Below are 9,844 nucleotides of genomic sequence, written 5' to 3' on the forward strand. Positions count from 1 at the left end.
AACGGCGGAGCTCGGCCCCGGCGAGCCGCCTGGACCCGCGCGCCAGGCGGCGCGGGCGGGGCGCGCTTCGCCAGCCCCTCGGGCTTTCGCCGAGCGCGAGCCCCAAGCGCCCGGGATCGGCCGATCCGTACGACATCGCCGCCCTCCAGTCGACGTCGGGCGCAACGTCGGTCGCGTCAGCCGCCACGTCGTTCGCGTCAGCCGCAACGTCGGTCGCGACGGCCGCAACGTCGGTCGCGACGGTCGGCGTCGGGCGCAACGTCGGTCGCGACGGCCGCGCCCTCTCCGTACCGGCCGTGATCCCCGCGCCACCGCCGCGCCGCCCCTGCGGTGGGCATCGACGCGCGGATCTACGAAGACGTGCACGGAGGTCGCCCCGAGGAGACAGCCTGTGGAAATGAGGGGAACACTATCCGCGCAGGATCGCGCACGCCCCGTGTGCCGCCTTCGTGCCGGTGATTGAAGAGATCGTTCGTTCGGCGTATGTTCGGTGGCTTGGTGCGCAACTTCGCTTTGCCGGCGCTCCGCGGCGATGCTCGCGATGAGGCCGACACCGGTGTGACCAGCCTACGCGGGGCCATCGATTCCACACGGGAGGAAATCATGAATGCATTGAAGCGCATGAGCTCGAGAGCCGCTGTTCGCGCGCTCCCGGCCGTCGTTCTGGCCGGGGTGAGCCTGCTCGCGCCGCGCCCGGCAGAGGGCCAGACGGCCGGAGAGCCGGGCCATCTCTACTGGGCCGACACGCTCGTGACCCACATCGCACCGGCAAATAACGAATATGGAAACGGAACGACCTATGTTTATTGGGCCGGCGTCGGAGGAGCCACGGATTACCGGAGCCGCAGCCTGTGCGCGTCGTTCGTCACGAACGTCCTCAAGCAGGCCTATCAGCTGTCCGTCTACGACATCAACACATGGTTCGGCAGCATGAGCCCGAACGCCGCGCTTTACCACGACAGGATCATCGAGGAGGTCGGCTTCGAGCAGATCGTGACGGTGAGCGAGATCGAGGCCGGCGATATCGTCGCGATCGAGTATCCGGCGGGGAGCACGGCGAGCGGGCACGTCGCCATCGCGGCAAGCGCTGCGGTGCCACGCCTGGCGACCTATCCGTTCGTCACGGGGACAATCCAGTACTCGCTCCTCGTCCTCGACTCGAGCACCACGGGCCACGGGACAACCGACACCCGGCGCAAGGCGGACGGATCCTGGCACGCGGGTGTTGGCAGGGGCGTCATGCGCCTCTATGCCAACAGCAACGGGACGATCGTGGGACACGCCTGGAGCACGCAATCGGGATCGACCTACTATGGGACGCAGGTGCGCGATATCGTCGTCGGCCGGATCACGGAGCCGTATATCGAGCTCCCCCTACCATTGTAGCGACGCGCACGGACCGCCCGCGCCTCCTCGACCACCAGGCCGACTCACGCAATCCCGGCGCCCTTGACGTGTAGTTTCACACGAAAACTAGGTGCGCGTTCATGCACGCGAACGGAGGGCGTCTGCCGTTCACTCGCCCTCGTTCAGCAGCCCAGGTGCCGCGTCGGCATCCCGATCGTTCCTTTTACGACACGAGCGGATCATCGTTCACGGCCACGCCATGGAATACGCGCATCCACCACGTTTGTGCCGGAAACACCACGCTGCGCAGCCCTGCACGCCATCGTTGAAGCGCCTCTCGGTACGCTGCGCGAAATGCCCGGACAGCGGCAACCGCGGTCCTTCGTGCGTCTGCATGTCCTCTCCCCACCGCAAACGTCGGATTGAGGCCGCGAGGCGCCTCGAAGCTCGTCGCGCGAGCGTCGGGCGACACCGTGCGTGCGCGCTCGGGGCCGAGAAAACCGCGGCCAGTTCGATGCATCGCGGCGTGCGCCTCGGCTTCCTTCCGCTCCAGCTCCGCCGCCACCTCGCGCCGAAAGGCGTCAGCGTCATCATCCGCCACAGCTGGCGGAAGCGAGATCGCAATGGCAGCGTCCTCGGGCCATACAGGATTGCTCGGAGCAAAGTAGACGCCAGGACGCCTCGCCCACAGCTCACCGCGGCCGATTTCGTTGACGAGCACCTTCGCTCCCGGCCATTCCTTCGCACGTCGCACCAATCCCGCCTCCACCGGGTTCGCCAGTGAATATGAAATCTTTTCCACCACGGCCGCCCGCGTCAAGAGGCGAACAACGCTGGTCGCTTCGTGGCCCCAGACCGGCCCCTCCCAGGTTCGGAGCACCTTGGTCCCCAACGCCACGAGGCGATGAAACAGCTGCAGGAATCGCGGAAGCACGCCTTCGACGTCAGTGACGACGATGTGCAGGTGCGTGGACATGGCACACAACGCATGCAGGCGAATGCCGTAGCGCCTGGCCGAAACCGCGAGCGCATAGATGATCAGCTGAGTCATCGCGGCATCCGGTCGGAAGAGTAGGTGTCGCCGCAACGCGCGTCGTGTGAGGAGATAGGTGGCACCTGCAACGATAGCGCGAGGCTGGCTCATCGCTGCCGACTATGCCAAACGCGTGCCGTGGCTTGCGGCCAATGATTTCGCATACTTGAATCTTCGAGATCCTGGCGGTTTCTGTTTTCCGCCGGCGCCCGCCATGGCCTATGCCTGGGACCGCCTCATAGACAACACGTATCGGGTCTCACCACCAAGGCAACGTCGGTCAGACCGGCCGGGCCGGCAGACCGGCAACGTCGGTCAGGTCGACAGTCAACGGCAACGTCGGTCAGCCCGGCAGTCAGCCCGGCAGTCAGCTCGGCACGGGCCCAACAGCGGCCTCCGTTTCCGGTGGCACGGGCCCAACAGCGGCCTCCGTTTCCGGTTGACATCTGGCACGGCGCATGGATCAACCACATTGCGCGCGTTCATGGTTGTCGACCTCGTGCGATGCTCTCGCCCGCCATGCTGCTGGAGAACTCCCATGCACCGACCCCTCCTCGCCCAAGGCCTCGTGCTGTCGCTCTCGCCGTTCGGGTGCTCTACTAGCCCGGAAATTCCTGAAGCGTACGGCATGGCGGTCATGACCGTGAACGGGGAGAGCTTGGTGCTTGACACGGGGGATAGCGGCAAGCTGCCTGTCGCCGGATTCGACGACAGCTGGGACGTTGACTGCTCCCGCCTCAATGGCGAAACCAATCTGGAGCTGGTGGATCACTCGAAGGACAGGAGGGGCTTCTACTACCTCGATCTCCATCTGCTCGGCAGCAAGCGCAAGGGCGGCGACGCTGCTGTCGTGAACATGCGAATGTACGTCGACGATGCGCTTTTCTATGGCTCTTGCCACGCGACGCTCCGGACATCGTCCGAGGACTCGCACGAATGCAAGTTCTCTTTCGCTGACTGTGGCCTGAACTTGCTCGGCGCTGCCCAGGACGTTGTCCCAGCGCGCCTCGAGTTCGCGTCGTTCCACTTGAAAGGGTGCTTCGTCCCGTGAGGGGGCGGAGCGCGATATGTCCAAGGACAGCTCCTCCGCGGCGCTTCGTGGCGCAGATGACCGACGCCGCTCCACAGGGCGTCCCGACAGCGCGCCAGGCGCTCGCACCGGGCGCGACGTCGGGCACGGCGTGCCGCAATGAGGTTTGGAGGAGTGCCCGAAGCAGCTCTGGCCGGCGCGTCGGCCCGCAGGTACACCTCGATCCATGGTCGATGCGTCTCCCCGGCGGAGGTTCAGCGCCGCGTTCGTTCGGTGGTCTCGCCGCGTCCGACGGCGGCTCGCGCTCGATCTCGTCCTCACCGGCACCGCCGCTGGGATGATGCTCGGCGCGGTAGGCGCGGCGGGCGCCTGGCACATGCGGCAAGGCGCGCTGCGCCCCTGGATGGCCGCGGGCGGCCTGCTCGGCGCCGTGGCTGGCGCAGCGGTGGCGCGCCGGCGCCGGTGGACTGACCCGAACGTCGCGTTGTTTCTCGACGGCAAGCTCGGCTCCGCCGAGTCGGTCTCCACGGCCGTTGAGCTCGCAGCAGCCGAGGACGCGACGGACGGCGCGCCCGGTGCCAGCGCATCCGCGGCCCGCGAGGTGGTGTTCGCCCACGCGACCGCGGCCCTCGATGCCGCAACCGCCCGGCAGGTCCGCGCGCCCCTGTGGCGACGCTGGCATGCCGGAGCGCCCCTCGCGGCAGCGGCCATTGGCTATCTCAGCTGGCTTCCCCTGCCACCAGCGCCCGCGGCAGCAGCGCCCCCACCCGGGGCCGAGCAGGTACGCGTCGCCGAGCTCGCCGGCCTCGGGCGGGTGGTCCAGCTTTCCGAGATCGACGCTCGGGACGCGGAGCAACACGATCGGCTGAAAAAGCTCTCCAACGACGCGAAGAGGCTCCGCGAAAAGCTGAAGAGCGGCGTCGAGCGCCGCGAAGCGCAGGCCGAGCTCGGCAGGCTCCGCGACGCGATCACGGCCGAGCGGCTATCGCTCGGCGAGGGCGAGCAGCGTCATGGGATGGAGTCGGCTCTTGGCAAGCTCGGAGAAGACCCTCAGCTGAAGCGGGCTGCGAAGGCGCTCGGCGATCGTGACCTCGTGGCGTTCGACGAGGAGATGGCGCGGCTCGCGAACAAGCTCGAACGGGACGACCGCGAACGGGCCAGGAAGGTGCTCGAGGAGGCCGCCGAAGCCGCCAAGAGGGCCGGCGCCCCCGGCGTGGCGAAGGCGCTCGAGGAACAGCGCAAGCTGCTGGATCAGCGCGGCGAGCAGGCCGACGCGTTGAGGGAGCTGGCGGAGGCGCTCGGCGACGGGCTCGGCGACGAGGGGCGCGACGCGCTCCGCGAGCTCGCCCGGACCGGCAGCGACCGCGACGCGCGGCGGCTTGCTGGCAGCCTCGAGAAGGCGCTCGAAAAATTGAGCCCCGAGGAGCGCAAGCGGCTCGCCGACCGCTTGAAGCAGCGGATGGCGCAGTCGCCCGAGAGCGCGCTCGGAGAGCCCATGTCAAAGGAGCAGATGCGCGAGCTCGCACGGCAGCTCGAGACGCCGGACGGACAGCAGCAGCTCGAGGAACAGCTGCGCCAGATGGCCCAGGAGGGGCGCCCGAGCAGCGAGGAATCGAAGCGCCAACGAGCGCTCGACGATGCACAGCGCGGGGCGGGCGAGGCCGAGGGGCAGCTCGGGGGGACGCCGCTCCCGATGCCGATCGCAGGCGGGTCAGGCCAACCGGGGTTGGGCGGCCAGGAGCGCGGACAGGGCGGGCAGCAGGGCTCGTCGGGGGGCGGGGCCGGCAAGCAGGGGTCGGCGCAGCCAGGTCACTCGGAGGGCGGCGGCTCGGGCAGCCACGAAGGGCAGACCGGCGCGATCGCCGGGGGTGAGCTGCGCTCACGGGCCAGCGCGAGGCTCAACCCGGGTAGGCCGATGCCGGGGATCGTGACGGGCCGAGCAGCCGGGCGCGCCGGAGACACCGCCAACGTGCGCGGCGAGAGCGCGCTCGGGGTCGTGGGTCCCCAGGAGGTCGGCGGTGTCGAGCGCAGCGATGTCCCCGAGGAGTACCGCGAGCAGGTAGGCCGTTACTTCCAGCCGCGCTGAGTCCGGGGACGAGACGTGGAGCGCGCAGCGCCCACCGGCCTAGAAGCTCGCGCCCAGCAGCAGGCCGTTCGCCTCCGCGCTCACGAAAGGCGCGGCATACAGCCGGGGGAGCCCGGCCTTCGTGACCGGCGTGCGGCTCGACGTGGAGAACGCGTACAAGGCCGTCCCTGCGAGCACCACGCCGCCGCCGAGGAAGCTCCAGAACGAGACGTTGGCGAGCGTGGTCTGGGCGTCGCGCAGGTCGGTGCGCCTCGCGCTGCCGAACGGCTCCGTCGCTGCGGACTCGCCCTTTGCCGTGGAGAGGATCGCGAAGGTCACGCCCGACGCGAGCCCGAGCAGCCCGACGGCCCCGCCCGCGACCACCAGCGGAATGTTCGGGCCCGAATCGAGGCTGAGGGCGATGCTCTGGTCCGAGCCCCTCGCCACGAGCAGCGACGTCGACGTCCTGGCGCCAGCGCGGCGTGCCTCGATCCTGCGCTTGCCGGGATCGACGAACACCTGGGCGTCGAGGGGCGAATGCCCGACGACCTTGCCGTCGACGAGCACCTCGGCGTCGTCGACGTTCACGCTGATGCGAAGCGCGCCGACCTGCGACCTGGCGACGGCGAGGCGCTTCTGCAGGAAGCTCTTCTTCTCGGCCTTCTCGCCGAGCGGAAAGGTATTGAGCGCGTACAGGAGGTGCTCGGCCGCCTCGCGGGGCTGGTTCACCTCCAGCTCGACGTTCCCGAGGTTGCCGGCCACGTCAAAGCTCTGCTGGAGATCCCACGCCGCCTGATAACGCGCCTCGGCCTCGGCGAATCGCGCTTCATCGTAGAACCTGTTCCCCTCCCGGTAGAGCTGCGCGGCGCGCTCGCCCGCGCGCGACGTCGCAGGCGGGGCGTCGGTCGGAGAGTTCGGCATCAGCCGAGCCTCTCCGGTCGCGCTCGCGATGCTCGGCCCCAGAAGAACCGCCGCGCACGGGAGGAATAGAGACAGGTATTTCAAGAATGGCTTTCGCATGGTGGCTGGCGGGAGGAATGCAATCCGGAGAGGCGACGCCTCAGGGGAACGGACGCGGGGGAGCGGTCGTCCCCGGGGGCGTTGTGGGCGACGCAGAGGGCGCGGACGGCGGGACCGAGGGGGGGATCGGAGGGCTCACAGCCGAGTCGTAGAAGTCGTCCGCCGCCGTCGAAGGCTTGACCGGGCGCCTCACCTGCACAGCAGGGCGCGGTGATGACGGACGGGCGGCGACCGTGGCCGCGGAGTGAGCGGGCGGCGAGCTCGGCTCCGCCGTGGGCGACGCTGTCGGAACCTCGGGCGCGGCGGGAACGGGTCGCTCTGCGGTAGGCGGCGGCTCGATCGCCACCGGGGGCGGATGTTCGGGCTGCGCGCTCGGGGTGGGCGTCGCGAGGCCAGCGGGATCGGGCGTGGGAGCGCGGCCGCCCTCGGCCAGCGCCGGATCCTGCTCGCTCGTCGGATTGGCGGCGCGCCACAGCACCCAGAAGCCTGCGACCGTTGCGCTCCCCAGAAACACGAGCAACGCGAAGAGCGCCAGCGGGGCCCGGCGGCGGCGCGCCGCGAGCACCGCCGCGGCGGCCGCTGCGGTCACCGCGGTGTCGTCGGGCCGCGCCGCGGTCGGCAGCAGCCCCGCTCGAGGCGCGCCGGCTGCTGGCGGGGGAGCGGCCGCTGCAATCGGCCGCTGCTTCCGGGACGACTGCCCGCGCGAGCCGGACGACTCGTCTTCGGGCGGCGGCCAGACGCCGCTGCCAACACCGACGCGGGCCGTGCGGACGCCGCCGGGACGCGCGCCGCCCTGCCCATCGGGAGCACCCGTCGGCGGACCCGGCATGCCCTGCACAGGGATCCTGCGCATCGTCGGCCGGTTCCGTTCGTCGACGCCCTTCAACAGCGACGGCGCTACCCGGATCTTCTGCTGATCCATCGCCTGGTGCTCTCGGTTCGGAGGCAGCGTGACCGGAGGAACATACACTTGCTTGTCGCTCGGTCCCGCCTCGCGATCCTGGCGGCGCCGCGGCCTGGGCTCGCCCCACTGCACCATCCGCTCCGCGGGCGGCGCTGCGGGGCCGGTGTTCCCTTCTTCAGGTCTGCGGCGCGGCTCCTGCGTAAGCGCTCGCTGTTGCGCCGGTGAGGGGTGCTCTTGCGATGCAAAATTCGGCGTGTCGTACCCGCGCGGCGGCTGTTGCGGCAGCGTCGGTTGCTGCGGCGCGGCGTCGCCCGCAGCGCCCTGAGCCGCCGGCTGGCCTGGCGAGCTCTTGTTCGCGTTCCTGTTGGTCATGCCTGCCCCTCTCGCCACGCGCAAAAGGCGCGCTGCTGCCCCACGTGAGCAGCAGCGCATCGAGCCCCCGGTACAAGACGCCGCGCTGTCATGGGCGCGCTCCCGAGGTGATCTGCCTCGACCGCTGCACCGCAGACGGCGTGGCGGGTGCCGCGGCAGCGCTCCGACAAGCCCGGGGGCGCCGGAGGCCAGCGTCGAACGTGCGCTGGTCCGCGCACGGTACCTCGGAGCTCGCTCGGGGACAGGGCCACGGCATGGACCCGAAGATACTCCACCCGGCCGCCACCACCACGCACCCAAGCGTCACCACCCCCTCCGGAGCGATGCGAAGGTCGCTCCATGGCAGGGCGCAGGCATCGGGAGCCGCCGCGGTCACGTCCGTGACGGCGGCGGCTCCCGATGCTCGAAGGCGCCGGTGTCCCGGACCATGACGTCGCGCGAGGCGCGGCTCCGCGAGTCGACGGCGCGCAAAGTTGCCCCTGGCCACTTTCTTGCCTCCTCGCCGAATCACGCGCGTGTTGTCCAATACTCCGCTGCCAAAATTCCCGCGTGCCACGACATCGATTTTTTGCACCCATCCAGCATCCACGGTCCACGACGGTCCGCCCCCCGACGGTCCGCACCCAGGTTGAGCTGCCGAGCTGCCTTCTGGCCCGCACCCAGGTTGAGCTGCCTCGTGGCCCGCACCCAAGGTTGACCTCCGGTTGGTTGACCCTTCCGACCCAGGTTGCCCCTCTCAGCGCCGGCGCTCCCATTCCGCAGCCCGCATCGTAGCGGGTTCGTCACACCGGGTGACGTTCCTGGCATCCGCGGCGACGACGCCGTACCCGCCTGTCAACCCAGGAAGCTCACCAGAAGCGCCAGGGTGAAGCCGAAGAGCACCACGCTCACCACCAGCAATCCCATGGCCGCCCAGCTGGCCTGAGCGCGCGCGGGCCGTCGCGCGCGCCGCGGCCTGCTTCTGTGCGCCTCCGAGGCCCGCTGCAGCGCAGACCCTGGGGCGGGCCGCGCTGCCATGTACGGCGCCGTGAGGCCGAACGCCTTCACGGTCGCGCTCAACGTCGGTGGGAGCACCGGCGCCCGGACCGGCGGCAGCGTCAGCGGCGCCGTACGCTGCCAGTACGACCCGGACGGTATGACCGACCCACCATCCACCCCTCCCGAAAGCCCCGCGGCGATGCGCGACAGCTCCGCCGCGAACGCCGCTGCGTCCGGAAAACGGAGCTCCGGGCTCTTCTCCAGCGCCCTCATGATCGCGCGGTCGAGCTCCGGCGGCACCGCTCGTGGCGCGTGGCTCGACGGCGGCGCGGGGACCTCGCTCGCATGGGCGCGCACGAGCTCGTGGACGCGCCTCACATGCTCGAACGGATCGCGACCGGCGACCAGCGTGTAGAGCACCACGCCGGCCGCATACACGTCGGTGCGCGCATCGACGGCGAGCCCGCAAGCCTGCTCGGGCGAGAGATAGCGCGGCGTACCGACGAGAACCCCCTCCTCCGTCTGATAGAGCGACGGCGCCGGCGCGCGCCCGTCGCCGCGCGGAGCGACCACCTTGGCGATCCCGAAGTCGAGCACCTTCACCACGCGCCGACCCTGCGCATCCGCGTCGCACACGAAGAGGTTCTCGAGCTTCACGTCGCGGTGAACGATGCCCGCGCCGTGCGCCGCGGCGAGGCCCGCCAGCGTCTGCGTCACGAGATCGAGCGCCTCCATCGCAGGCAGCGCGCCGCGCGCCGCGAGCTCCTCGCGCATCGTCCGGCCGTAGAGCCGCTCCATGACGAGGAACGTCCTCCCCTCGGCGGTCCGCCCGAAATCGGTGACGGTCACCAGGTTCGGGTGGGCGAGCCGCGCCAGCGACTGCGCCTCGACGCGCATCCGCTCCACGAGCCGCGGCTCGCGGTTCAGGTCGCGGTGCAAGAGCTTCACCACCACCGGCTTGTCGAGGCCCACGTGCGCCGCCTCGATCACCTCGCCCATTCCCCCTCGCCCGAGCCGGCGCACGGGCCGGTACGGCGTTCCATCCAGCAAGGTATCGCTCAGCTCAGGCGCCGCGCATCGGCAGTCTTCGTGCGA

At 70.2% G+C, this 9,844-nt stretch carries 7 protein-coding genes; 3 read left to right on the forward strand and 4 right to left on the reverse strand.

The features are described 5' to 3' along the window. Window positions 1-498 precede the first annotated feature (498 nt). Window positions 499-1,386, forward strand: coding sequence for a hypothetical protein (locus WMF12_RS38345; protein ID WP_437853166.1), 888 nt, complete (start codon window positions 499-501; stop codon window positions 1,384-1,386). 184 nt (window positions 1,387-1,570) lie between these two features. Here WMF12_RS38345 and WMF12_RS38350 read toward each other — a convergent pair whose 3' ends face one another. After that, the gene (locus WMF12_RS38350) at window positions 1,571-2,491 is read right to left on the reverse strand and encodes a transposase (protein WP_437853168.1); all 921 of its coding nucleotides are present in this window, start codon (window positions 2,489-2,491) and stop codon (window positions 1,571-1,573) included. A 427-nt stretch (window positions 2,492-2,918) separates the two neighbouring features. On the opposite strand from WMF12_RS38350, the gene WMF12_RS38355 reads away from it, so the two are divergent. Together WMF12_RS38355 and WMF12_RS38360 are read left to right on the forward strand one after the other, a co-directional pair. Beyond that, a complete protein-coding gene (locus tag WMF12_RS38355) occupies window positions 2,919-3,431 on the forward strand; it encodes a hypothetical protein (RefSeq protein WP_437853170.1) in 513 nt (170 codons plus the stop codon). Window positions 3,432-3,636: 205 nt separating this feature from the next. Then, window positions 3,637-5,496 (forward strand): hypothetical protein, encoded by a 1,860-nt coding sequence (locus WMF12_RS38360; protein WP_437853172.1) that lies wholly within the window; start codon window positions 3,637-3,639, stop codon window positions 5,494-5,496. A gap of 39 nt (window positions 5,497-5,535) precedes the next feature. On the opposite strand, the gene WMF12_RS38365 is transcribed toward WMF12_RS38360, so the two are convergent. From WMF12_RS38365 to WMF12_RS38375, 3 genes are all read right to left on the reverse strand, one after another. Continuing rightward, a complete protein-coding gene (locus tag WMF12_RS38365) occupies window positions 5,536-6,396 on the reverse strand; it encodes a hypothetical protein (RefSeq protein WP_437853174.1) in 861 nt (286 codons plus the stop codon). A gap of 139 nt (window positions 6,397-6,535) precedes the next feature. Beyond that, entirely contained in the window at window positions 6,536-7,771 is a 1,236-nt protein-coding gene (locus WMF12_RS38370; RefSeq protein ID WP_437853175.1) for a hypothetical protein, read from the reverse strand. Between the two features lie 834 nt (window positions 7,772-8,605). Then, window positions 8,606-9,799: a serine/threonine-protein kinase gene (locus WMF12_RS38375; protein ID WP_437853178.1), complete on the reverse strand. Its 1,194-nt coding sequence runs from the start codon at window positions 9,797-9,799 to the stop codon at window positions 8,606-8,608. Between the last annotated feature and the right edge of the window lie 45 nt (window positions 9,800-9,844).

Origin of the sequence: Sorangium sp. So ce363 (assembly GCF_051520435.1) — a bacterium.
Taxonomy (GTDB): Bacteria; Myxococcota_A; Polyangia; order Polyangiales; family Polyangiaceae; genus Sorangium; species Sorangium cellulosum_B.

What these genes read in the sequence shown, in the direction of transcription:
- WMF12_RS38365 (WP_437853174.1), bottom strand. Translation starts at nt 6,396, where the DNA reads ATGCCGAACTCTCCGACCGACGCCCCGCCTGCGACGTCGCGCGCGGGC.
- WMF12_RS38370 (WP_437853175.1), bottom strand. Translation starts at nt 7,771, where the DNA reads ATGACCAACAGGAACGCGAACAAGAGCTCGCCAGGCCAGCCGGCGGCT.
- WMF12_RS38355 (WP_437853170.1), top strand. Translation starts at nt 2,919, where the DNA reads ATGCACCGACCCCTCCTCGCCCAAGGCCTCGTGCTGTCGCTCTCGCCG.
- WMF12_RS38360 (WP_437853172.1), top strand. Translation starts at nt 3,637, where the DNA reads ATGGTCGATGCGTCTCCCCGGCGGAGGTTCAGCGCCGCGTTCGTTCGG.
- WMF12_RS38350 (WP_437853168.1), bottom strand. Translation starts at nt 2,491, where the DNA reads ATGAGCCAGCCTCGCGCTATCGTTGCAGGTGCCACCTATCTCCTCACA.